The organism is Ammoniphilus sp. YIM 78166 (assembly GCF_004522215.1).
GTDB lineage: Bacteria > Bacillota > Bacilli > Aneurinibacillales > RAOX-1 > YIM-78166.
Genome location: NZ_SDLR01000004.1, coordinates 839,043 through 861,334 on the forward strand (window position 1 = coordinate 839,043; position 22,292 = coordinate 861,334).

At 50.4% G+C, this 22,292-nt stretch carries 23 protein-coding genes; 17 read left to right on the top strand and 6 right to left on the bottom strand.

The window, feature by feature from the left end:
• Positions 1-35: 35 nt before the first annotated feature.
• From EIZ58_RS20660 to EIZ58_RS20675, 4 genes are all read left to right on the top strand, one after another.
• Positions 36-1,910, top strand: coding sequence for a transporter substrate-binding domain-containing protein (locus EIZ58_RS20660; RefSeq protein ID WP_134702745.1), 1,875 nt, complete (start codon positions 36-38; stop codon positions 1,908-1,910).
• On the top strand, positions 1,907-3,262 hold the full coding sequence (locus EIZ58_RS20665; protein WP_240689244.1) for a sigma-54-dependent transcriptional regulator: 1,356 nt from the start codon (positions 1,907-1,909) through the stop codon (positions 3,260-3,262). Before EIZ58_RS20660 ends, EIZ58_RS20665 begins: the two co-directional genes overlap by 4 nt.
• Positions 3,263-3,265: 3 nt before the next feature.
• Positions 3,266-4,228 (top strand): TAXI family TRAP transporter solute-binding subunit, encoded by a 963-nt coding sequence (locus EIZ58_RS20670; protein ID WP_134702746.1) that lies wholly within the window; start codon positions 3,266-3,268, stop codon positions 4,226-4,228.
• A 66-nt stretch (positions 4,229-4,294) separates the two neighbouring features.
• Positions 4,295-4,873, top strand: coding sequence for a Uma2 family endonuclease (locus tag EIZ58_RS20675; protein WP_240689281.1), 579 nt, complete (start codon positions 4,295-4,297; stop codon positions 4,871-4,873).
• Positions 4,874-5,125: 252 nt separating this feature from the next.
• Here EIZ58_RS20675 and EIZ58_RS20680 read toward each other — a convergent pair whose 3' ends face one another.
• The 3 genes from EIZ58_RS20680 to EIZ58_RS20690 all read right to left on the bottom strand — a co-directional run bounded on the left by EIZ58_RS20680 (position 5,126) and on the right by EIZ58_RS20690 (position 7,792).
• The gene (locus tag EIZ58_RS20680) at positions 5,126-6,238 is read right to left on the bottom strand and encodes a hypothetical protein (RefSeq protein WP_240689246.1); all 1,113 of its coding nucleotides are present in this window, start codon (positions 6,236-6,238) and stop codon (positions 5,126-5,128) included.
• A gap of 31 nt (positions 6,239-6,269) precedes the next feature.
• Positions 6,270-7,280 (bottom strand): Nif3-like dinuclear metal center hexameric protein, encoded by a 1,011-nt coding sequence (locus EIZ58_RS20685; protein ID WP_134702747.1) that lies wholly within the window; start codon positions 7,278-7,280, stop codon positions 6,270-6,272.
• A 146-nt stretch (positions 7,281-7,426) separates the two neighbouring features.
• Positions 7,427-7,792, bottom strand: coding sequence for a Na-translocating system protein MpsC family protein (locus EIZ58_RS20690; protein ID WP_134702748.1), 366 nt, complete (start codon positions 7,790-7,792; stop codon positions 7,427-7,429).
• A 151-nt stretch (positions 7,793-7,943) separates the two neighbouring features.
• Between EIZ58_RS20690 and EIZ58_RS20695 the strand changes: the two genes are divergently transcribed.
• Positions 7,944-8,699: a GT-D fold domain-containing protein gene (locus EIZ58_RS20695; RefSeq protein ID WP_134702749.1), complete on the top strand. Its 756-nt coding sequence runs from the start codon at positions 7,944-7,946 to the stop codon at positions 8,697-8,699.
• Positions 8,700-8,741: 42 nt separating this feature from the next.
• Here the strand turns inward: EIZ58_RS20695 and EIZ58_RS20700 are convergent, their stop codons facing one another.
• The gene (locus EIZ58_RS20700; RefSeq protein ID WP_134702750.1) at positions 8,742-8,930 is read right to left on the bottom strand and encodes a Spo0E family sporulation regulatory protein-aspartic acid phosphatase; all 189 of its coding nucleotides are present in this window, start codon (positions 8,928-8,930) and stop codon (positions 8,742-8,744) included.
• 199 nt (positions 8,931-9,129) lie between these two features.
• Between EIZ58_RS20700 and EIZ58_RS20705 the strand changes: the two genes are divergently transcribed.
• The 11 genes from EIZ58_RS20705 (at position 9,130) to EIZ58_RS20755 (ending at position 19,005) form a co-directional block, all read left to right on the top strand.
• Positions 9,130-10,098 carry a bile acid:sodium symporter family protein gene (locus tag EIZ58_RS20705; protein WP_240689248.1) on the top strand — a complete coding sequence of 323 codons (969 nt, stop codon included), beginning with the start codon at positions 9,130-9,132 and terminating at the stop codon, positions 10,096-10,098.
• A gap of 62 nt (positions 10,099-10,160) precedes the next feature.
• Positions 10,161-10,931, top strand: coding sequence for an IclR family transcriptional regulator (locus tag EIZ58_RS20710; RefSeq protein ID WP_134702751.1), 771 nt, complete (start codon positions 10,161-10,163; stop codon positions 10,929-10,931).
• Positions 10,932-10,973: 42 nt separating this feature from the next.
• The gene (locus EIZ58_RS20715) at positions 10,974-12,032 is read left to right on the top strand and encodes a DctP family TRAP transporter solute-binding subunit (protein ID WP_240689250.1); all 1,059 of its coding nucleotides are present in this window, start codon (positions 10,974-10,976) and stop codon (positions 12,030-12,032) included.
• 66 nt (positions 12,033-12,098) lie between these two features.
• Complete coding sequence (locus EIZ58_RS20720) at positions 12,099-12,584, top strand: TRAP transporter small permease (RefSeq protein ID WP_240689252.1); 486 nt, start codon at positions 12,099-12,101, stop codon at positions 12,582-12,584.
• Positions 12,581-13,921 (top strand): TRAP transporter large permease, encoded by a 1,341-nt coding sequence (locus tag EIZ58_RS20725; RefSeq protein ID WP_134702752.1) that lies wholly within the window; start codon positions 12,581-12,583, stop codon positions 13,919-13,921. The genes EIZ58_RS20720 and EIZ58_RS20725 overlap by 4 nt, the downstream gene beginning before the upstream one ends.
• Positions 13,922-14,043: 122 nt before the next feature.
• Positions 14,044-14,829 (top strand): SDR family NAD(P)-dependent oxidoreductase, encoded by a 786-nt coding sequence (locus EIZ58_RS20730; protein ID WP_134702753.1) that lies wholly within the window; start codon positions 14,044-14,046, stop codon positions 14,827-14,829.
• Complete coding sequence (locus tag EIZ58_RS20735; RefSeq protein ID WP_134702754.1) at positions 14,807-15,586, top strand: SDR family NAD(P)-dependent oxidoreductase; 780 nt, start codon at positions 14,807-14,809, stop codon at positions 15,584-15,586. The genes EIZ58_RS20730 and EIZ58_RS20735 overlap by 23 nt, the downstream gene beginning before the upstream one ends.
• Positions 15,587-15,598: 12 nt before the next feature.
• Positions 15,599-16,069, top strand: coding sequence for a PPC domain-containing DNA-binding protein (locus EIZ58_RS20740; protein WP_134702755.1), 471 nt, complete (start codon positions 15,599-15,601; stop codon positions 16,067-16,069).
• A gap of 6 nt (positions 16,070-16,075) precedes the next feature.
• Positions 16,076-17,560, top strand: coding sequence for a class I adenylate-forming enzyme family protein (locus EIZ58_RS20745; RefSeq protein ID WP_134702756.1), 1,485 nt, complete (start codon positions 16,076-16,078; stop codon positions 17,558-17,560).
• Positions 17,561-18,700 (top strand): thiolase C-terminal domain-containing protein, encoded by a 1,140-nt coding sequence (locus tag EIZ58_RS20750; RefSeq protein WP_134702757.1) that lies wholly within the window; start codon positions 17,561-17,563, stop codon positions 18,698-18,700.
• Positions 18,697-19,005, top strand: coding sequence for a Zn-ribbon domain-containing OB-fold protein (locus tag EIZ58_RS20755; RefSeq protein ID WP_134702758.1), 309 nt, complete (start codon positions 18,697-18,699; stop codon positions 19,003-19,005). Before EIZ58_RS20750 ends, EIZ58_RS20755 begins: the two co-directional genes overlap by 4 nt.
• A 135-nt stretch (positions 19,006-19,140) precedes the next feature.
• On the opposite strand, the gene EIZ58_RS20760 is transcribed toward EIZ58_RS20755, so the two are convergent.
• Positions 19,141-20,283, bottom strand: coding sequence for a YecA family protein (locus EIZ58_RS20760; protein ID WP_134702759.1), 1,143 nt, complete (start codon positions 20,281-20,283; stop codon positions 19,141-19,143).
• Positions 20,284-20,438: 155 nt separating this feature from the next.
• Here EIZ58_RS20760 and EIZ58_RS20765 point away from each other — a divergent pair, with 155 nt between their 5' ends.
• Complete coding sequence (locus tag EIZ58_RS20765) at positions 20,439-20,900, top strand: NUDIX hydrolase (RefSeq protein WP_134702760.1); 462 nt, start codon at positions 20,439-20,441, stop codon at positions 20,898-20,900.
• 79 nt (positions 20,901-20,979) lie between these two features.
• Here the strand turns inward: EIZ58_RS20765 and EIZ58_RS20770 are convergent, their stop codons facing one another.
• Positions 20,980-22,140 carry a S8 family peptidase gene (locus EIZ58_RS20770; protein ID WP_134702761.1) on the bottom strand — a complete coding sequence of 387 codons (1,161 nt, stop codon included), beginning with the start codon at positions 22,138-22,140 and terminating at the stop codon, positions 20,980-20,982.
• Positions 22,141-22,292 lie beyond the last annotated feature (152 nt).

Below are 22,292 nucleotides of genomic sequence, written 5' to 3' on the forward strand. Positions count from 1 at the left end.
CGCGTATTCCCTTTTGGCGATTCAAGGAGGAAGACATGAAAAAATGGGTGCTGCTTCTTTGTTTGTTCTTCCTCATGATGAGTGAAACGGGAGCGACCTTGGAGGGCAATAGTTTGAAGGTGGGGTATGACCCGAACCTTCCTCCTTTTTCTTTTACCAAGGAAGGAATCCCCGATGGATATAGCGTAGAGCTGATTCGCAAAATGGCTCAAGCGTCGGGGTGGCTGCTCAACTTTATCCCGCTTCCGGCGGATGAGTTTGTCTCCCAACTCGAAAGCGGCCGGGTCGATGTGGTGATTGGGATGAAATATCGAGGCTCCTACGAGCCCGTGTTGAGTTTTTCCGATTCCATCTTCACCATGTCCGAGGCCCTGATTGTCCCTAAGGCGAATGACGCCATCTATGATCTTACCGATCTCAAAGGAAAAGTCGTCGCGGTTCAGCGGGGAACCGCCACCGTGGACATGCTGGACAATGTTCGCAAAGTCAAGCTGAACGCGGCCACGACCCAACCGCATGCCTTGCACCTGCTTATGCAGGATCGTGCGGAGGCGTTTATCGGCAACCGATGGACCGCCCAAACCGTGCTCGAACATATGGGAGTTGCCGACCAGTACGATATCCGGATTAGCTTTATCCAGCCTGCGGAATATTCTTTTGCTGTCAAAGCCGGAAATAAGGAGCTGCTCGATCAGATCAATGAGCAAATTCAGCAGTTTAAGCGATCCGGAGAGTATGCGACGATTTATCGCAAATGGTTTGATCCGTTCGACTCCCAGACCCTTTGGTGGCAGCGCATGGCGTGGCTGTTGGGAGGGGGGCTCTTGTCAGCCTTGCTGGCGGCGTTTCTCAGCTTCTTCTGGAACAAACGGCTCAAACAAGAAGTGGACAAGCGTACGAATGAGCTCAGTCATTCGTTGGCTTTTCAGCAAGAGGTGTTGGAGCGGATCGACAATGGGATTATCTCCTGTGACAGTGAGAAACGAATCACCTTGATGAACCGGCGGGCCCACGAGATTCTGGGGGTGAACGAGGATCGCTCCGGATGGCAGGAAATTTGGGAGAAGCTCGACCATACGAAGCCGGGTCAAGGCGAAAGCGGAGAAGTGACTTGGATGCAGTCGTCTGGGAGCCAGTACATTTACTATTACATTGCGGCGCTTCCTTCAGGAGGTTGGATTATCAGCTTGCAGGATCGGACGGAACAGCTTCAGCTGCAGGAAAAGCTGCGCGTCCAAGAAAAGCTGCGTGCCTTAGGACAGCTGGTGGCGGGCATCGCCCACGAACTGCGGAACCCTTTGACCTCAATGAAGATGTTTTTGGATGTGTTGCCCAAAAAGGTGGACGATCCTCGTTACCGGGAGGAGCTGCTCCGTCACGTTCCCGCGGAAATGAATCGGGTCAATAACTTGGTCGAGGATCTGTTGGATTACACGCGCAGAAAAGAGCCGGTTAAGGAATGGATCGAGTGGGAAGACTTGCTTTACTCCATCGTGCGTTCGTTTGAAATCCGTTTTGCCCAAGAACACATTCAGTTCGAATTGGCCTTGGAGGGTAGTCCTCGTGTGTATGGAGACCGTCAGCGTGTGCGGCAGGTATTGATTAACCTGATCGCCAATGCCGTGGATGCGGTGACCGATGCTGCTGAGAAGCGAATTCGCATCGAGACCCGGGAAGATGATAAGATGTGCTATCTGGAGCTGACCGACACGGGAAAAGGGATGACCAAGCGGGAGATGGAAAATCTGTTTCAGCCCTTTTATACGACCAAAGGAAACGGCGTGGGGCTAGGACTGTATATCAGCTATAATATTTTGCTAGAGCACGGCGGCGAAATCACCGTGGAATCTCAAGAGCATGCGGGCACGAAGATGCTGCTGTCTTTTCCGAAAGGAGAGAACACCCTATGATGAAGTTACTCGTAATCGATGATGAGCAGGCGATTTGCTCTTCGATCCGGTTTGCCTTAGAGGATGAATATGACGTGTGGACGGCGACGGACGTAGCGACCGGACTCGCGCTCATGCAAGAACACCGAATGGACGCGGTCTTGCTCGATCTCCGCATCGGAAAAGACAGCGGGTTGGACTGTCTTCCCCAGCTGAAGGCGATATCCTCGGAAGTGGTGGTGATCATGATGACTGCCTACGGCAGCATCGACACCTCAATCCGCGCCATGAAAGAGGGCGCCTATCACTATGCGACCAAGCCGCTGAATCTCGAGGAGATCAAGCTGCTTCTCGAGAAAGGTCTTCAGTTCAAGCGCCTCCATTCGGTTGTCCACCCCCAGGTGGGCTATGCCGGGATCATTGGCCAAAGCCCTCGGATGGAGCAGGTGTTTGACTTGATTCGCAAAGTCAAGGATATTGATTCCAACGTGTTGATCATGGGGGAAAGTGGAACGGGCAAGGAGTTGGTGGCGAGGGCCATCCATCAGGAGGGAGCTCGGAGGTCAGCGCCTTTTTCCGTCATCAACTGTGCCGCGATCCCGGAGAGCTTGTTGGAAAGTGAGTTGTTTGGCTACGAAAAAGGAGCCTTCACTGGTGCTACCATGCGTAAAGCAGGGCTGTTCGAGCAATCCCACCAAGGGACGATTTTCCTCGATGAGATTGGAGAAATGCCTTTTCCGTTGCAAGCGAAGATCCTTCGCGTGATCCAGGAACGGGAAATTACCCCGCTCGGGTCCGTGCAACGAAAAGAAGTGGATGTGCGAATACTTTCGGCGACCCATCGGGATCTGCAAGAAGAAGTACGAAAAGGAAACTTCCGAGAAGACTTGTATTACCGCTTGAACGTCATCCCTGTCACCTTGCCTGCCCTCCGGGATCGACCAGAGGATATTCCGTTGCTCGTTCGGCATTTCCTTGAGGTATATGCCTTGCGGATGGGACGACGGAGCTTAACCCTGAGTCATCAGGCGAAGGAACGGCTGTACTCCTACTCGTTTCCTGGCAATGTTCGAGAGCTCTCCAACATCATGGAGTATGCCGTAGCGATGTCCGAAGGTGAGGTGCTGGAGGTTCGCGATCTGCCCGCGGGGATGATGGGGGATCGTGCGAAAGAGCAAGAGGGTGGACCTTCGGTGGATGGACTGTTTCTCCCTTCCGGTCTGCCCATGGCGGAAGTGGAAAAACGCTATATCCTGCATACCTTGGACGAGTGCGGAGGGCAGCGTAAGCGAACGGCCGATCAGCTTCAAATCAGTGAGCGAGGTCTACGAGATAAGCTGAAAAAGTACCGTGAAGGAGAGGAGGAGGAGTAGCGGATGCGAGTGGTGTGGTGTGTGTTGCTTTGTTTGCTGCTCTCCTCTTGTGGATGGGGAGGCGGGGCGCGGTTGGTTCCTCCACCCAGCGTACCGGATGGGATCTCGATTGCCACAGGCAGTCCTCAAGGACCCTATTATTCGATTGGCACGGGGCTGATGAAGATTTATGAGAGAGATTTGGCGGGTGGGGTGGCCACTTCGGTTCAATCGACCGATGGCACGGTAGAAAACTTAGAACTGCTTCGAGCGGGCAAAGTGGAGATGGCGTTGGCGATGGCGGATACGGCTTCTTTTTATCTAGGGGGACCGTCTACGGATTTGCGAGCGATGGCTGCCTTGTATTCGAATCATGTGCAGATCGTTACACTGCAGGGAAGCCCAATTCATCGGGTGGAGGATTTGCGTGGGAAAAAGGTGGGAGTCGGTGCGCCAAATAGCGGTGTAGAGGCGAACTCTAGGTCGTTGTTGAATGCGTATGGCATTCAGTATGAGGATTTTGAGCCCCATTACTTGTCCTATGCGGAAGCAATGGAACAACTGCGGCAGCGGACAATTGATGCCGCGTTTGTAACGTCTGGTTTGCCCAATCCTACCGTGTTAGAGATGCTCCCCGCTAATGGCCATGGCGTGCGAATGATCCCTATCCCGATGGAGGAAGCAGAGCGGTTAGCGGAAGGGTATCCTTTTTTTAGGCCTTCGGAAATCCCAGCAGGAATGTATCATAACGAGGCAGCCATCCCCACGGTGTCGATCCAAAACATGATGCTGGTGAGGCAGGATCTGCCTGAGGAAAAGGTGTATGACTTAACGAGAGTGCTTTTTGAGAACTTGGAGGAGTTATCCGACTATCATGAAGCAGCGAAGGATATTCAGTTAGAGCGTGCATGGGCCAATCTGCCCGTACCCTACCACCCAGGAGCGGAGCGGTTTTTCCGGGAACGGGGAGTGGTGTGGGGGGAGTAGTGAGGTTCGCGGATATGGTATAATAATGGAAAATACTGAGATCTATAGAAGGTTGAGGTGCTCAAATTGGGAATGCCTGCTGGTCAGCGCAAATACTCTTATGCTCATTATTTGACTTGGGACGAAACCGACAGATGTGAAGTGATTGATGGGGATATTATCAGCATGTCTCCTTCCCCTACGCCTCAGCACCAGGCGATAGCTGTTGAACTAACGGCTGAATTTACGATGTACTTGAGGGGCAAAGAATGCAGGGTATTCGCGGCCCCTATCGAGGTTTGCTTGTTTGCTGATCGGACAACACGGAATGAGGATATTATAGACTGGGTCCAACCTGATTTAGTGGTGGTTTGCGATAAGGATAAGATCGGGCAGAAGAATATTGTGGGAGCGCCTGATTTAGTGGTTGAGGTGCTGTCTCCTTCGACAGCGAAGAATGACAGGCTGATCAAATTTAAGAGCTACGAAAAAGCAGGGGTCAGGGAGTATTGGATCGTGGATCCTTATAACCATTCCGTTGAGGTTTATCTAGGGGATGGGGGCAGCTTTAAGCCAAGTGGGGTTTATTTTAAGGATGATATTCTACCGGTCGGTATTTTGGAAGAGATGAGGATTGAATTGGAGAATGTTTTTAGGGTGGAGTGAGGTAGGGGGGGTTAAGTGGAAATTCTCCACTTACTTAGTTCGCTCAGCCCTAATCATGCGGCAGTAGATGGAGAATCGTTAATTAAATCCGAGGAACAGTCAGTTTTTAGGGTGTTTCACGGCTGTAGATGGAGAATGTCCATCTATTTATGGGGAGATCGTCCTGCATATTGGAAATAATGGTCGAAACTCCACTTACCCAGGTTCACAACAAAAGGCTGTTCCCTTGAGGAACAGCTTTTTCGTTGTTCATTATTTAATAATAAAGGGCGTTAGTCCATAAGCGATGATGGCAACGGTCACTAATCTCATGACCATGCCTAGGCAAGCAGCGGTTAGAGCTTCCTTGGCGCTCAGGTCTGAGTTTGTGGACCAGATGGCTGGAATTTGTCCAAAAATATCAGAAAGAGGGAGTCCTGAAGCTGCTAGGACAAAGGCGCCGACGACCAGCCGTGGATCGATGGAGGCCGCGATGTCTTTGAGCTGGGCCATAGCCAAGGTAGGGGAGGCCATGATGGCGGTGATTCCGGTTTGGGGATCGACGCCAATCCAAGCGAGCACGAAAGACATACTGGTCTCGATCGACTTCCAAATGCCAATGTAATCAAGTAAGCCAATGATGCCAAAGATGACTGCAATGGCTGGTATGACAAGGAGGAACAGGAGTTCCGCCCCTTCTTTGGCCCCGTTGAAAAGAGTAGTGAAAAAAGGGGTCCGCGGGGTAAAAGAAGGCATTTCTTTAAGTGAAACCGAACGAGTATCCCGCCAGATGGTTTTGCTTAAGACAAAGGGGACGACGACCAAGGGAGCAAAAATGGTCAATATAACTAAAGGGAACGCGTGGATTCCTGCAGTAGAAAGGACAATTAATCCAAGCATAAAACAGGAGAACGACTGTTGGGACTGCACCATGGTCGCGATCGCAATTTTTTGTTCGTCTTTGGTCGCTTGGGCTCGCTGAAGGATGGGACCGCCGATCCGGCCGGCGGCATTGATATCGCCTAGGATATTATAGATTCCTGGGATGACGACGGAGGAATTTACTCCTAGCTTACTTGTGATCGGGACAAACAGGCGCATCAAGGCATCGGTAAAGCCCAGGCGCTCGAGCATCCGACCGGTCATGACACTAAGGATGATTGCGACGCCGACCGATCCGGTTAGGAATACATTGACAACCATGGGCTGGACTTTTTCCAGCATAGCCGTAAAGGCTCCTCCGATCCACTCCGGTTTAAACATGAGGAGGAGTAAAAGAGCTCCAACAAGAACAAGCCCGACGGTGGCCATCCTATTTTTCTGCGGTTCCGCCTGCTGTTGGGGTAGATCGTACATGGGTTGAATTTTGCCTGGAATTTGTGCCATAAGTGGACAGCCCCCTTTAAGGAATATAGTGTTAAACGTTTACCTTTTTGACTAAATGCTGCATGGCCATCTGTTGTGCATACTCTTTCAGCAGGGGAGAGCCCATCTGCCGGAGAGGGAAGGATACGACTTTCTCTCGAAACACCACCACCTCCACCTCAGGTAGTAAATAATCTAAGGCATAAGCCAAGGGTAAGCCGTTTTCAAAGATTTCGAGGACATGGCAGTTTCCAATGATAAAGTTCAGTTCCAGCTTGCGCGCTTCCTGGACTAAGGCATGATGGTTTGGCACGCGGCTGATGGAGGCCAGAACCGTATCGGACGCTGGAAACTGCTTTTTGGCTTGGCGCAAGTCTTCAGGGGTAAACCCTGTATGCGGGAAAATATGCAAAATATGCTCTGTAGGACTGTCCTTAGCCCCTAGGACAATGCGTCCTTTGGTGACCTGAGAAGTTTCAATGAGGGAAGAGGAATCCCGAAGAGCTTGCTCGGTTTTTAGGAGCATTTCGTCTTTTTCCAGTCCCATAAAGGAATCCAGTCGATCCAAGATATCCCCTAACACGTCGATCTCGGGTAGGGTGCGCCCCGCGTAGAGGACGTTGCCTTCTTTTCCCCCAAAGTGGATATCCGCATGATGTACACGATGACCGTGAAGAAACGGGATTCCCGGGTGTAAACCGTGAAAGGCCTCATGCAGTTCAAGAACGGCAATGTTGTACAAGTCCAGATAGTTGCGCAGTGTTACTCCTCCTGAGCTGGCACCATCTGCAATCGGATGGTGAGCGACAATCGCATCCACCCCTGTAGCAGCAGCTAGCTCAATGTCTTGCTCCGATAAGGTCATGGCCACCGCGAGCTTTTTGACTGGTCGCTTCGGATCGCCGTAGACGAGCCCGGGGGTTTCCAGCACTTCCTTCCCGACGATGCCAGAGCTCTTCAAAATAACAAAGGGATGCTGAGGCTTCGATTGCTCCCGATGGAGCAGGACTCTTCCTCCTGTTAAATGATTCAGTTCTTCTACGACGTTTTGTAAAGTTGTCATGATGTTTCTCCTTTCTTAGATAATGAAAAAAGCCGTCAGTAAGAAAACGCCTCCGCTCAAGCATACTTGGGCGGTACGTTTAACTTAACTGACGGCGTTCCTGCGCTCCTCATAGGGAGTTCATTCGTCCATTCAGTACTTAATAGCTACAGGCTGGTCTCCAGCATCCGATCTAATACAACCACTGTTGCGGATATCTCCACAAACGGGTCGTAATCCTTGAGGATGGTGACCACCTTAAAAGGATATTTGCTCTCTAACTTCTGCTTGAAGTGTTCCTTGAATTCATCAATCAGCAGGATATCCATCATCCGGGTGGCTTCGCGCTTCTTGCCGTCAAGGGCTCGAATCGCAGGCGCCCGCCGGTGAGCGGCAATAAACATAATCTTGTCTCCAAGAATGTCTACGCGCTGATGCTTCGTCCCATTGCCAAAAAGCTGTTGATTAATCTCTTGGTAATCCTTCATGAGTTCTTGCTTGAGCAGGCCTAGATTTAATGTTGATGATCTCATCCCTAACAGTCCTCCGGGGGTGCTGTTAGTCCTACTATACAAGCTGTTCACAAAATTGTCAATTATATAATTTCTTAATTTATTTGGGGTCACCCTCTGACTAGAAAAAGCTAGTATAGTACTATGTATTATCCTTAAGGTGGTGAATACGGTGATCCTTGAAACCAAAAAACGTGCTGTTCTGATGAAAAAGCTGTATAAGCGTGACCTGCTTCGTCCGCATCAAGTGTTTCGGTTGATTCGATCCTCCATCGAAAAGAAAAAAGCGATCTCTGTCATTCGTTTAGGGGACGTCATGGCAAAGCTGTTATCACAAAGAGATCTAGCTAGTTTACGAGAGGCTTCGCCCTTTTTAGGTATTCCCTATCCGCCTACGCTGAGGCTGCTTCATGAGCTTGACTGGTCGGTGAGGCAGGCAGATGTGGTGGGGGTGACCTATTTTCCTAAGCGGGCGATGCAGCTTCAGGACTATATGAAGATAAGAGGCTGGACTCCACGGTTGATTACCGACTCTTTTATTAATGATCTAATGTATGATCATGGTTATATTCACCGCCTGATTCGTAGCCATCGGGTCGTACTCGTGGGGCGTTCGGCTAGTGCAGCAGCCCAGCAGTTGCGAAAAAGGAACCTCCCTGTAGCCGGGGCAGTGGATCTCCCTGACTATTACCATTTAACTCAAACTTTTAATCAGCTCAAAAATGCGAAAGACCGGTGGGACCTTGCACTTGTCGGGGCAAGTGTACCGGGAAGAATTCTATGTGTAGCTTTGACAAAGCAATTAAATAAAACAACATTCGAGATTGGACATATGATGGATGCTCTAGCAGATCCAAAGGAATGGAAAAAGCATCATGACCGCAAGCGGTTTAAGCTTCGCTGGATGCGGAAGCTAGCAACCAGATAGGATTGAAAAAATCCTCTACATACAAGTAGAGGATTCACTAGTTTATCGTTGAGCCAGTATTCGCTGGAATGCTAGTACTCTTTTATCTATATCTACACTGATGCTGACGACCTGAGGATGGGTAAAGGAACCTAATCGCGAAACGGCCTCGTACATTTTCTCTTGTAATAGCTGGATTTCGAGTTGGAGGGAGTCCAAGACTGCCTGCTCATCTACTACTTGAATTCCCATGTTCAACTTCCTTCCTAGTACCTAACTCCTATTTCCTTTATTATACAATAGGTAGTTAATCCTACTCAATATCTTTCGAAAAATGTTCATATATTCTATTGTTGGAGCTTCTTCGGGTTTGTGAAAAGGAAGGGATACCATCCCCCACGCTTTAGTGATACAATATCCAGCAAATGGTGAAGGAGGGGGAGGTGGAAGGTTGGTAAGGTTGATAACGAAATTCATGCCCCTATGGATCGTGGTCTGTTCGGTGGTGGCGTTTTGGAAGCCCGCTTGGTTCCAGGATCTGCATGGCTGGACAGGGCCGGCGCTGGGGCTGGTGTTGTTTTTTATGGGTCTTTCTTTGAAAACGGAGAGCATCTGGCAAGTCATCCGTAATCCAAGGGCGATGTTTATCGGAATTCTATTAAAGTGGACGGTGACGTTAGGGATTTCCATCCTGATTGCTTATGTGGCGTTTCGGGATGTGCCGGAGATGGCGACCGGAGTGATTTTGGCAGGGGCAGTTCCGAGCGGGACGTCGGCGAATTTGTATACGTTTATGGCCAATGGAGCGGCGGCGCTGAGTATTGCGATGTCGGCCATTGACACGTTTATTGGCCCCTTTTTGACCCCGCTTATCGTGAAGGTTTCCGCTGGGACGTTTGTGGATGTGCAGTTTTGGCCGCTTTTCGCAAGGATGGTCTTGATCGTGTTTCTTCCGATCTGCTTGGGATTGTTGATTCAGTGGAAGTGGGGTCAGCATGTAGAACGGGTGCGCCCTTGGATGCCGGTTTTGTCGGCTCTTTGCTTGTTTACGATTGTTCTCGCGGTGGTCTCGAATTCGCAGGCGATGCTGGCGGAAAATATTCACTTGCTGCCTGTATTGGGTGTAGCCGTGGTGATTCAAGTAACAGCGCCCATGTGGTTGGGGTATAAGCTGGCCCAATGGTTTGGACTGAAAGAAGAGGAGTGCCGGGCGATCTTGTTTGAAACCGGGATTTGCAATACGGCTCTGGCTGCGTTGCTGGCTCTCGATCATATCAGTGCGGCGGCGGCGGTGCCTGCAGTGGCGAATATGGTGGTGAATTTGTCGGTGGGGGCTTATGTTGCGTTGCAGCTTTCTAAAAAAAGTTTGGCAACAAATCTTTCAGATAATTTGACAATTCAGAGTAGACAGGTTAAATAGGGCTATGGTATGATCTTCTTGTAAAACCGCGGTTTACCATAGTGAAACTAAGGGGACTTTACATGGATTATACGATCAAGAGTGTAGTGAAATCTTTTGAAATCCTCGAAGCTCTTTCGGAAAAGCCGGCCACGGCCAAGTCCCTCACTGAACGATTAGGGATGAACAAGAGCACCCTGCATCGGTTTCTTTATACGTTAGAGAAGCAGGATTATATTACACAATCCCCAACGAATGAATATCACCTGTCGCAGAAGTTTATTCAACTGGGCTTGGGCGCTCTAAGCCATCTCGAGCTGACGCAAGTATCGAAGCCGTATCTCGTGGAGCTTTCGCAGGAGATTGGGGAGTGTACGCTGTTGGCTGGATTCAGTCAGCATGAAGTGTTTTATTTGGACAAGGTGCAGAGCCCTCATGCGGTTCGGATCGTACTGGAAGCGGGGAAGCGTGCACCGTGCTATTGTGTGGCCTCAGGGAAGGTTTATCTTGCCCATTTGTCGGAGCAGCAGCTTTTTAATTATCTGAATCAACTGAAGTTTCAACCCATCACCAGCCGTACGATTCAGTCGAAGGAAGCCCTTTTGGAGGAATTAGAACAAGTCCGGCTGCAAGGGTACGCCACCGATGATGAGGAATATGAAGTGGGGCTTCGCGGGATCGCGGCGCCGATTTTTGATTTGACAGGTCGTGTTATCGCGGCCATTTGTGTGGCTGGGGTTTCCCTCCGTTTGACAGAAGAGAGATTGGTGGAACTGTCACCGACCGTTCGCCGCATGGCTGCCCAGATTTCGAGCCGGATGGGAGCTGCTTTATCAGAGGCATCAACCTCTTGAGTGATCAAGAGGATTTAATAGAAAAAGAAAGTGGGGATCATGATGAAAAAGTATAGTAAAGTGTTTATGTCTTTGGCCTTATCTCTTTCCTTAACCCTCGTAGGATGTTCCTCCTCGAACAATTCCGCTCCAGCGACTCAAGGGAGTTCCGCCCCAGCTGAGCAGGCGGCTGATAAGCCGACAGACAAGCATAATTTGAAAATGTCCATCACGGTGGGAGACACGTCCACGTGGTACCAAGCTGGACAGCTTTTTGCCGATGAAGTTAGCAAAAATACCGATGGGCGCATTACCGTATCCTTATTCCCAAATGAACAGTTATCCGGAGGCGACTCGGGTAAAGGCGTTGAGCTTGTGATCAAGGGGAATACCGACCTTTCTTATCACTCCACCATTATTTACTCTATTGTAGATGAGAGATTGGGCGTCGTGAGTGCTCCTTTCCTATTCAAGGATCTAGAAGAAGTGGATAAAGCGATGAACGGAGCCGGGGGAGAAGCGATTAAGAACCTTCTTCGCGAAAAGGGCGTGGAGCCGCTGGGCTTTGGTCAAAACGGGTTCCGTCAAGTCACTAATAGTGTAAGGGAGATCCAAGGCCCTGAGGATATTAAAGGGTTAAAGATCCGGATTCCGGGAATCAAGATGTATGTGGATCTATGGCAAACGATGGGCGCTGACCCGACCAAGATGACGTTCTCCGAGGTGTTTACGTCGCTTCAGCAGAAGACGATCGATGGACAAGAAAATCCAGTCGATGTCATCCATTCTTCTAAGCTGAATGAGGTTCAACAGTATGTCACCATGTGGAACTATTCCTATGACCCGCTGATTCTAGGAATGAACAAGAAGAAGTTTGATTCCTTGCACCCAGAAGATCAAAAAGTGGTTCAAGAAGCAGCCGCGAAAGCGAACGAATTTCAGATCAAGCTAGCCCGTGAGAAGGAAGCCGAGCAAATCGCCGATCTGAAGAGCAAGGGCATGCAGTTCTACGAGCCGACAGCAGAACAGCTTGAGGCATTTAAGAATTCGGTTGAGCCGATCTACTCTCAGTACGAGTCCATCTGGACAAAAGATTTATTGGATGCATTCCAAGCGAAGTAAAAAAATGAAGGCAGGTAGAACCATTATACCTGCCTTTTATTCTATCTAGAGGAAGGTGAGCGACTCTTGAGTAAGCTCCTTGAGAAAATCGAATTTAGCATCCTGGCGCTAAGCCTTGCCGTTATGTGTATTGTAGCTTTTGTCAACGTAATCTCCCGTTATTTTTTATCGCACTCGCTCGCGTTTACTGAAGAAATCACCATTAACCTATTTGTCGTCGTCACGTTTATGGGGGCTGCTGTGGGGATTCATCGGAAAGGTCATTTGGGGTTTAATCTCTTATTTGAAAATGCCGGACGCAAAATGCAGATGGTGCTTCTCCTGTTTATTGGGTTGATTACCTCGTTTGTTTTTGTATCGCTGACTTACTACGGCGTGGATATGGTGCTGTTCCAAAAACAGCTCAACCAAATGACACCCGCTCTCGGTTGGCCGCAATGGATCTTTTCCTTAGGTCTTCCGCTGGGTAGCCTGTTTTGTTTGGTTCGAACCTTGCAAGTCACCTGGCAAGAAGCGAAGATGTTAGCGAAAGAAGGAGGGGCCGTGTCATGACAGGTTGGATCTTATTTGGTCTTTTTGCTGTCCTTCTCTTAGCGAATGTGCCGATTGCCATTGCGCTGGCTGCTGCTGCGGGAATCACTTTGGTGGTTACGAACGGATTTTCCTCTCTTTCTTTGCTCACCGATATCATGTATGCCAGTACGGCGAAATTTACCCTTTTGGCCATTCCGTTCTTTATTCTGGCGGGGGTCATCATGGAGTATGCGGGCATCTCGCGAAGGCTGATTCACTTTGCTGATGTCTGCATTGGCCATCGCAAAGGAGGCATCGTCCTCGTCACCGTGTTTACCGCAATCTTTTTTGCCGCCATCTCAGGTTCCGGCCCGGCAACGGTGGCGGCACTGGGGACAATTTTGATTCCGGCTCTGGTAAAGAATGGCTATCCGAAGGCGACCGCAGCGGGTTTGCTGGCGAGCTCCGGGTCCATTGGGATTATCATACCGCCGAGTATTGCCTTTATCGTCTTTGCCGTCGTCGCGGGGGACCAGATTCCGGTATCTGTGGGAAGGTTGTTTATCGCGGGGATTGTACCCGGGTTGATGCTGGGGCTTTCGTTTATCGTAGCGACGATGTACGTGATGAATCGTCGGGAGAAAGCTGGGTTGAAGGGGCTTGGGGCCATGGAGTCGGCTGCCACGGTGGTTCGCGAGAAGCCGAGCTTGAAGGAAATCTTTAAAGCGTTTATCGATGCGTTTTGGGGCTTGATGATTCCGGTCATCATCTTGGGCGGGATCTACGGCGGGGTGTTTACGCCGACCGAAGCAGCGGTGGTGGCTGTGTTCTACGGGTTGGCGATTGGCTTTTTGGTTTATCGTGACCTCAAGCTCAAGGATATGTATAAGATCTTGGGGGATTCCGGCATTCAAACGGCGGTGATCATGCTGATTGTCAGCTCTGCTTCAGTGTTTGCTTACATTATTACCACCGAGCAGATTGCCAAAAGCATCTCGTCGATGTTGCTGTCGATTACGGATAGTAAGATTTTGATTTTGTTGATGGTCAATATTTTATTGTTGGTGGCTGGTGCCTTTATTGATGCCATTTCTGCCTACTATTTGTTCCTGCCGATCTTGCTTCCGGTGATGCTGCATTTGGGTGTTGATCCCACGGTGTTTGGTGTATTCATGACCGTGAATCTCGCAATTGGATTGTTTACACCTCCAGTTGGGGTCAATCTCTATGTGGCTTGCGGGATTGCGAAGGTGTCGATCAAAGAGATTTCCTCCGCGGTCGGGCCGTTTATCTTGGCAGGGATCGTGGTTTTGATTCTATTAACCTACTTCCCAATTTTCTCGACTTGGTTGCCAGATTTGTTGGGGGTGAAGTAGCATTAACCGGAGTGGAATTAGGTTAATGGCTTCTCGCTTGGTGGGATTAGGAAAATGACCGGATAGGTCTCCGCTTAATGAAGCGGGGCCTATCTATTAAACATACAAAAGGAGGTTTTATCATGTGGCCTTTAAGTAGTCATGAGGATTTAAAAGGAAAAGTAGCGATCGTAACGGGGGCTTCCAGAGGGATTGGAGCGGCTTGCGCGTATGCTCTTGCTCGAAGAGGTGCAAACGTTGCCATTGTGGATTTGCTGCCAGCAGACGACATTCGGGGGAAGATTGAAACGGATTTTCCCGAGGTGCAAACGCTAGGTTATGAGATTGATATTCGCAACAAAGGCCAGGTAGTTCAAGCCGTTCAAGCGACGGCGGAGCAGTGGGGCCATATTGATATCCTGGTCAACAACGCGGGGACGTGCTCGCGACTGAGTCTAGAAGCAATGACGGAAGAAGATTGGGATCGGGATATCAGCACCAATCTGAAGGGCAGCTTTTTCTTCACGCAAGCGGTGGTGTTTCCTTATATGAAGGAGCAGGGGTATGGCAAGATCATCAATATCAGCTCGATTTCTGGGATGATTGGAGGCGTTGTTTCCTCGGTGCAAGGCGGGGATTCCGGTCGTTCCGGCCCGGCTTACGCAGCTTCCAAAGGTGGGGTGAATGCTTTTACCAAATGGGTAGCGAAAGAAGTGGGGAAATACGGAATCTACTGTAATGCGATCGCGCCTGGGTCGGTCGTGACGGAGTTGACACGGAATATGAACTATCCGGTAGATAACCAGCCGATCCAACGGATGGGAGAGCCTGAGGATATTGCAGAAGCGGTGGTTTATCTAGCTTCTCCGGCTTCTAACTATGTGTCGGGACAGGTATTGAAAGTGTGTGGAGGGTTGGCCATTGGATAATCTAGCGGGAAAATCCATGATGATTACTGGGGCTGCCCGAGGGGTCGGACGAGGCATCGCGTTGGCGGGAGCTCGAGCGGGGGCGAAGCTATGGCTCGTGGACCGGGATGAGGCGGCTTTGAAGGAGACCGCTGAGGAGTGTAGGGGGGCGGAGTCGGTAGAAACGCTCACCCTCGACATTACCGACGTCGAAGCTGTACGTGCCCAGATCGCAGTCCTCGGCCCGATTGATGTTCTTGTGAACAATGCCGGCATTATGCAGACGAAGTCGTTCTTCGAAATCGAAGAGGAAGACTGGGACCGGGTGCTGGCGGTGAACTTGAAGGCGGCTTTTTTCCTTTCGCAGGCGGTGGGGAAGAAGATGATGGAGCAGAAGCAAGGATCGATTGTCAACATTGCCTCGGTGGCGGCACGCTGGCCGCGTCCGTTGGCCATGCCGTATGGGGTTTCCAAGAGCGGGGTTTTGAGCTTGACTCGGTCGATGGCGGCTTTCTTTGGAGAGCACGGGGTTCGTGTCAATGCGGTGTGCCCGGGTGCGATGGATACGGAGATGCTGCAGCGGATAGGGCAGGAGCGAGCTCATCTGTTTGGCGGTTCGCCAGAGGAAGCGATTCTGGATTATGTTGGACCGATTCCCATGGGTCGGCTGGGTCAGCCGACGGACGTGGCGGAAGCGGTGTTGTTTTTGGCGTCTGATCAAGCGCGCTACATTACCGGTCAGTCCCTCAATGTATGCGGTGGTTGGCAGATGGTATAGGAGGCGGGATTCGTGGCGAGAGAGAACCATTCGATTTTGGATGAGGAAACAGGGACGTTATGGGGGATTTTGACCAAGGGGACGGACCTCATGGAAGGGATTCTGCAGCAGTGTGAGCGGCATGGAATCGATGCAGGGCAGGTCACGTGCATCGGTTCCTTAGACGAGGCGTATTATGTCCATGGGGTGGAAGGGCCGGACGGAAAGCCGGCCTACAGCGATCCTGTCACGTTCCGAGGACCGATGGAGATTTTGAACGGAACGGGGTTCCTTTGCCGGGATGAGGCGGGGCGGTTGGATCTTCATTTTCATGGGCTCGTGGTGGACAAACAAGGGCAGATTCGTGGGGGACATTTTCTCAAGGGAAAAAATCCGGTGTTGATCACGCTGGAGTTTACGGTGAAGACAAGCAAGGGCATTCAGGCGGTTCGTTCTTTTGACCCGGAGCTGGGGTTTCCGGTTATCAATTATAGAAGGAAGTGATGAGCTGTGGAGACGATTCATCGATTAGCCATGAAAACCTGCCGGCAGTACGCGGATCAACCCGCGCTGTCGGATGGAATGAAATCGTTTACTTTTAACGAACTTCGTTCGCGGACGTTGAAGTTGGCGCAAGCGTTGTTGGGCAAAGGACTGACCAAGGGCGATCGCGTGGCCATTCTGATGTCGAATCGAACGGAGCATATTGAGCTGGATCTTGCCATTGCAATGGCGGGGCTGGTTAAGGTTCCGTTGAATTATCGTTTGCATCCAAAGGAGCATGAGTATATCCTTCAGCATTCGGGAGCGAAGCTGTTGATTGCGGAAGAGCAGCTGCTGGGTGGGATTGAGGCTTTGCCGGAAGTGATCCGGGTGGGTGAGGAGTATGAGGAGTGGGTAGCTGCGCATCCAGAGGAAGATCCGATGGTTCCGGTTGAGGAAGATGATCTATTTGCCATCATGTATACCTCAGGGACGACGGGGCGGCCAAAAGGGGTCATGCTTTCGCATCGGAATTTCATTGCGGGTGCTCTTTCGTTGATTGTGGGTTGCGGGCTGACGCAGCGGGATGTGATGGGGCATGTGGCACCTTTGACCCATGGGAGCAATTTTTTGTCCCAGTGTGCATATATCTTAGGGAACAAGCAAGTGGTGTTTAATCAGTTTGAGCCGAAGGGATTTTTGGAAGCCATTGAAAGGGAAAAGATTTCGACGGTGTTTCTGGTTCCGACGATGGTGAATTTGATGATACACGAGCCGAGTTTTGCTGACCGTGACTTGTCCTCGTTGCGCACGATCAATATGGCAGGATCGCCTATTGCGGTGGAAAAGCTGAAGCTGGCCTTGGAGCTACTCGGGCCGAAGCTGGTGGAAACCTACGGACAAGTGGAAGCGCCGATGACGATTACGATGATGCCGCGCGAGCAGCTGGAGCATCGTCCGGCTTCTTGTGGGGCCGCTGGTCCTTTTGTGGACGTGAGGATTGTGGATGAAGAGGGGAATGAGGTGCCGCAGGGGGAGATCGGTGAAGTGATTTGCCGGGGGTCCTTGGTGATGAAGGGGTATTGGAACCAGCCGGAGGCGACCAGCGACACGTTGAAGGACGGCTGGCTGCACACGGGCGATCTGGGGTGGATGGATCCGGAGGGCTATGTGTACCTGGTGGATCGAGCCAAGGATGTCATCATCAGCGGCGGGGCCAACATTTATCCGCGGGAAGTGGAGGAAGTGCTGAATCTCCATCCGGCGATAAAGGAAACGTGTGTGTTTGGGATTCCTGATGACAAGTGGGGCGAGGCTGTTTTTGCCCATGTGGTGTTGCGGGAGGAACACGGGGTGTCGGTGACGGAGCAGGAGTTGATTGAGCTATGTCGGGAGCATCTGGCTAGTTTTAAGAAACCGAAGGGGATTCGGATTGTGGCTCAGCTGCCTAAGAGTTCGTACGGTAAGATCCTGCGCAAGGAAATTCGCGAGGAATATAGGAGGAATGCGTAAATGAGGCAGGTCTCGGTCAAAGGGATAGGAATGACCCGGTTTGGCAAGCATGAGGGCTCCATCAAAAAGCTGGCGGTAGAAGCTTCCCGCCAAGCTTTGAAGGATGCCGGTTATCCGAAGGTGGATGCGATTTATGTGGGAAATTTTATGGGCGGTTCTTTAGCGGGGCAGGAGATTCTAGGTTCCATGTTGGCTAATGAGCTGGGCTTGGGTCCGGTACCGGCGGCAAAGGTCGAGGGGGCTTGTGCTTCGGGTGGGATTGCTTTTCGACAGGCGTATCACTTGATTGCCAGCGGGGTGTATGAGCGGGTGCTGGTGGTCGGGGTGGAAAAAATGACCCATGGCTCGATTGAGCAGATTACGGGTGCGATCAACACGGCAATGGATAATGACTCGAATGAAGGGTTGGCGGGGTTGACGTTCCCTGGATTCTTCGGGGTGGTGGCGAACCGATATTTTCATGAGACGGGCGCTTCGAAGGAGCATTTAGCGAGGGTGGCGTTGAAGAATCGGACGTATGCGCTGGAGAATCCTTTAGCTCAGTTCCGGAAACCGACTTCCTTGGAGGAGATCCTGGCGGCGCGGGCGATTACGGATCCGCTGGGCTTGTTCGATTGCTCTCCGGTGACGGATGGGGCGGCGGCGATGCTATTGGAAGCTGGTGGCGAGGGGGTTCGTGTGTTGGCTTCCGGCCAGGCTTCAGGTCCACCTTTGATGCAGGAAATCCCGGATTTGCTGCGGATTCCTGCGATTGGGGAGGCGGCTCGCCAAGCTTACGAGCAGGCAGGGTTGGGGCCGGATGATGTGGACGTGGTCGAGGTGCATGACTGCTTTTCCATGACGGAGTTGATTACGGTGGAAGAGTTGGGCTTTGCCGAAAAAGGCCAAGGGTGGGTTGCGTTGGAAGAGGGGTGCTTCAGCCCTGGCGGAAAGGTGCCTGTGAATACGAGCGGGGGCTTGCTGTCTCGCGGTCATCCGATTGGGGCGACGGGTTTAGCTCAGATTTATCAAGTGGTTTCGCAGCTGAGAGGGACGGCTTGTAATCAAGTTGAGGGGGCTCGAATTGGCCTGGCACAAAACCTCGGCGGAACCGGCGCGTACTCTACTGTCCATATTTTTGAAGGGGGAAAGACATCATGATGAACCTTACGGTATTAGCCTGTCAATCTTGCGGATATCGAGCGATTCCTCCAAAATATACATGCCCGAACTGCCATGAAGAGAGCTTGAGTGAAGTCGAGATCCCGGGTAAGGGCAAAGTGTTTTCACACACCACGATTCGCGTCGCCCCTGGGGCGTTCTCCTCGGAGATACCGTATCCGATTCTCCTGGTGGAGTTGGAAAACGGATTACGGGTCACCGCGAGAACCGAGCTGGAGCAGGTGTTGATCGGGCAAGTGGTGAAGCTGCAGAAAGTGGAGAATGGGGTGTATTGGTTTTCTTAAGAGTGCCTGTCACTCCCCGAAATTGCTCGGGTATTGTCGAATAATGGAAAAATGGTTGCGAGTGTTCGCAACCATTTTTATTTGTATATGCATTTAAGCGGTGCCTGTCACGCCTCGGATTATGTCGAATCGAGACTAAGCCCCACAACACTTCTTATACTTCTTCCCGCTTCCGCAAATGCAAGGCTCGTTTCTTCCTACTTTTGGCCCCGCGACGTTCATTTTTTGCAGCTGTTTTTGGAAATGGAGCTCTTTCTCCTGCACGACTTGGCCCCAGCGTTGTAATTGAGGATGGTTCTCGCCGAGTATAGTATAAAAACTATAAAGATTCCTTTCCGTATCCGTAAGAAAGGAGGAATAGCCCTGTTGAAGGGTCCTTTCAAGCTCTGGAATCAGATCGGGGTTGAGCTGATAACAAATGGACTGGATATAAAGTTCCTTGTGATCTTCATTCTTTTGATCAATCTGTAAATCACGCAGGACTTCAATGGCAGAAGGAGTCTTGGTATTTTCAAGGATAGAGAAGGCGAAGATAAAGGATTCTTTTTTAGTTAGGTATGGCGAAATGGCTTGGACGACTTCATCCGACTGAAAGGAGATCAGCGCATCTGACACTTCTTCCAGCAGAATATCTTCATCCCTTACGAGCAGGCTGGCTAGGGTTGGGATGTGTTTTTTACCTTTAAGAAGTTGGATGAAGTAGATATTTAAGATTCCTTCATAAGAAAACCATTCTCGCTCTAATTGCTCGTTCATGACAATGTCAAGTTCATCTTCGGTGATCCATCCTTTACGAGCCAATACTCGAGCTAGTTTCTTCGCTTTTGTAAATAAGTAGGGTACAAAATCCGTGGAGTCCTCAAGCTCACCCAATGTCGCCCCATACTCTTCCCAGATCTCTTCCTCGGAACCGTTTAGGAGTAACTCATAGAACGACCATGCTTCCTTGTTTGCCAAAGGGGTCAATTCATCCTTCAGCTTCATGGCGATGTCAGGCTCGACATGATTCAGCAGTTGGGCAAAAAGATGAACTTTATTACGGTCTGCGTTTTTCAACCCTTTTAGGAGAGCTTGTACAGCTCCTTCACTCAGGTTGTGATTCTCTATATTGATGAGAATGTTGGTTTCTTTTTCTTTGGAATGCAACGCTTCATTAATTAGCTTTTCGGTCCATTGCTCTGGGACATCAGGGTAATCTCTAAAGGTATGTAGGATATATTCCTGGACAATGGGATCGTCACTAAGGATAAAGGGTTCGATTTTATCTAGAAAATTCATGTTTCGCTTCAGTCCTTATTTATTAGGTTACGGAGTAGTGTTTCGACCTAAGTTTAATGAAAGAGTGGTGTGATGTCCAGAAACCGAATGGAGACTGGTGGAAAGATACGGTAAAATATAAGGGATGGAGAGTAACCTAGGAGGTTAGGAACGGGATGGGATACATAGAAGGTTTGCGTAAGGCTGTAGGAAATCGGCCCCTGATTTTGGTGGCCTCGGCTGTAATGGTTATGGATGAGCAGGATAAAGTTTTGCTGCAACATCGGGTTGACACACAGGATTGGGGCATTCCTGGGGGATTTATGGAACTCGGGGAAACCGTAGAGGAAGCAGCTAGAAGAGAGCTATTAGAGGAAACAGGATTAACCGCTGGTCAATTGAATTTTTTTGAGATTTTTTCCGGTGAAGAGTTTTTCTACACCTATCCGAATGGAGACCAAGTGTACAATGTGATCGTCAGTTTCCTTACCAAGGATGTTAGGGGCCAACTAGAAAAGGATCATGAAGGACTGGAGCTTCGTTATTTCTCCTTGGATCAATTGCCGGGGAAGATCATCACAACGAGTAAAAGGATGTTAGATGCATTGAAAGAGAGATTTCCACCAGCAGTCCGCTAAGTCGGAGCTGGTGGTTTTTGTTTCAAATGGTGCCTGTCACTCCCCGAAATCCCCCGAAACTCCTCGAATCCTGTCGATCCTATGGCGATCTCACGGCCCGCGCGGCATTGATTCTTCCGTGCACCCAGAATACGCCTGTTCCGGCGACTGGGTCTGCGGTATTAAGGATCGCATCACGAATTTGGGTTTGTGAACGTCCTTGTGCGGCAAGCAATGCGGCAAGACCTGCAACGTATGGAGCGGCCATAGAGGTTCCACTTAAATACGTATAGCGGCTACCTGGATAGGTGGAGAGAATGCTTTGACCGGGTGCAGCCACTTCGACCCATCTCCCATAGTTGGAAAAAGAGGCACGAGTGTCATTTTGATTGGTTGCGGCAACCGCAATGACGTGAGGATAGTTGGCCGGATAGTTCGGGGTTCGGGAGTTTTCATTTCCTGCTGCGGCAACAATTACGGTGCCTCGGTTCCAGGCGTATTGGATGGCGTTTTGAAGGGTAGTGGAGGTGGCTGGTGATCCAAGGCTTAGATTGATGACCTGGGCTCCTTGGTTTGCGGCGTAAATAATACCATTCGCAACAGCTTGCAGGGATCCGCTGCCGTCACTGCCCAACACTCGAACGGGAAGGATAGAGGCGCGAGGAGCCATCCCGGCTATACCAACAGCATTATTTGTAACGGCCGCGGCAATCCCGGCTACATGGGTGCCGTGGCCATTTGCATCATTGGGGGCAAGATCGCGCTCGACGAAATCATATCCCTGGAGCAATTTGCCCCGTAAGTCGGGATGATTGGGATCAACACCGGTATCGAGAATGGCGATGATGGTAGTGGGGGTGCTTTGAGTGACATCCCAGGCGGAAGGAGCTTGAACCCTTTGCAATCCATATTGAAAAGAAGAGAAGAAAGGATCATTTGGTGTATAGAAAGCTTTAAACGTATAGTTTGGCTCGGCGTACTCGATTTGTGAAAGCTTCTCATAATGGTTCAGCATCCGCCGCATCTTACGAGTCGATTTCACAGTATACGTCCCTAGCTCCTCGTTTTTTTCCAGCACTTCACACCGGGCTTTTCGATGGATCTGATCGATCTCCTCTGCAGACGTGCCTTCTGTGAACTTTACGACCAATTCGTTAGGCTTATGAGGCTGGAATTTACTGTCTAGGTGCTGTTCATGTAAAAAGTAAGCCACAGCTGCCATCATGGCAGCGCCAACGACAAAAGAAATCTCTAGCAACATCTTTCCAAACCTCCTCTATTAACTAGATTTGTTTCTCCTACAAGCATATGAGAGTGAAGGAAGAATTGCTTGGACCCCTGCCTTAATGGGTGACTGTCACTCCCCGAAAATCCCCGAAATTTGTCAAAAAATATCACTCTGAACAATAACCG